Below are 942 nucleotides of genomic sequence, written 5' to 3'. Positions count from 1 at the left end.
CGCCCTGCCCGTCATGCCTGGGCTGGTGGCCTCCGGCGGGGTCGCCGGGTCTGCGGGGAGTGGACAGCGGGGGCTCCCGGGTGCGGGCCGGCGCGAGCCGGCGTGGACTCGGTTGCCCGGCACCTTATCCCGATATACACCCCGAGTTACGGAGATCCGTTAAGAAAGATCAAAAGCGCTACCTTTGGTCACCGTGACGCTCCCCACGGTCCCCGCCTGAAGGCCGCTCTGTCCTGCGGATTGCGCCGCTTACCCGTCGCTCGTGTATCCTGCCTATTTGTTGTGTGCGTGACGCCTGCCCTCCGGGTGGGGCGACGCCGCAGCGAGCCGGTGCGTCTCGGAGTGTTCGCGTCAACTGCCGCGGACGTGTGGGGGCCCCGGCCTCCCGGAGCGCCGGGTCGGATGATCCTCTGATCGGCGCGAGCAGGATTTCCGCTGACATGTGGCGCTCGCCCGCGAGGGGGAGCGGAGGATCGAAACCGCTGAAAGTCGACGAGAAACGAAGGCTGACGACCGTGCGCACGTACACCCCTAAGCCCGCTGACGTCCAGCGTCAGTGGTACGTCATCGACGCGACCGATGTCGTGCTGGGCCGTCTCGCCAGTCAGGTCGCGCAGCTGCTTCGGGGCAAGCACAAGCCGATCTACGCGCCGCACCTCGACACCGGTGACTTCGTGGTCATCGTGAACGCCGACAAGGTGTCGCTGTCGGGCAACAAGGCGGAGCGCAAGAAGGCCTACCGGCACTCGGGCTACCCGGGCGGGCTCCGCTCGGTCACCTACACCGAGCTGCTGGCCAAGCACCCCGAGCGGGCGGTCGAGAAGGCGATCAAGGGCATGCTGCCCAAGAACTCCCTCGGCCGGAAGATGTTCGGCAAGGTGAAGGTCTACGCCGGGCCGGACCACCCGCACCAGGCGCAGAAGCCGGTCCCGTTCGAGATCA

At 67.6% G+C, this 942-nt stretch carries 1 protein-coding gene; it reads left to right on the top strand.

Translation table 11 applies throughout. The features are described from left to right. Nucleotides 1–515: 515 nt before the first annotated feature. The coding region (rplM, locus tag ETD96_RS44115; RefSeq protein WP_138642397.1) for a 50S ribosomal protein L13 at nt 516–942 on the top strand (427 nt) is incomplete at its 3' end.

Source organism: Actinomadura geliboluensis, from assembly GCF_005889745.1.
Lineage (GTDB): Bacteria > Actinomycetota > Actinomycetes > Streptosporangiales > Streptosporangiaceae > Spirillospora > Spirillospora geliboluensis.
The sequence above is the reverse complement of the archived record's forward strand: the minus strand, read 5'-3'. Positions and strand labels throughout refer to the sequence as shown.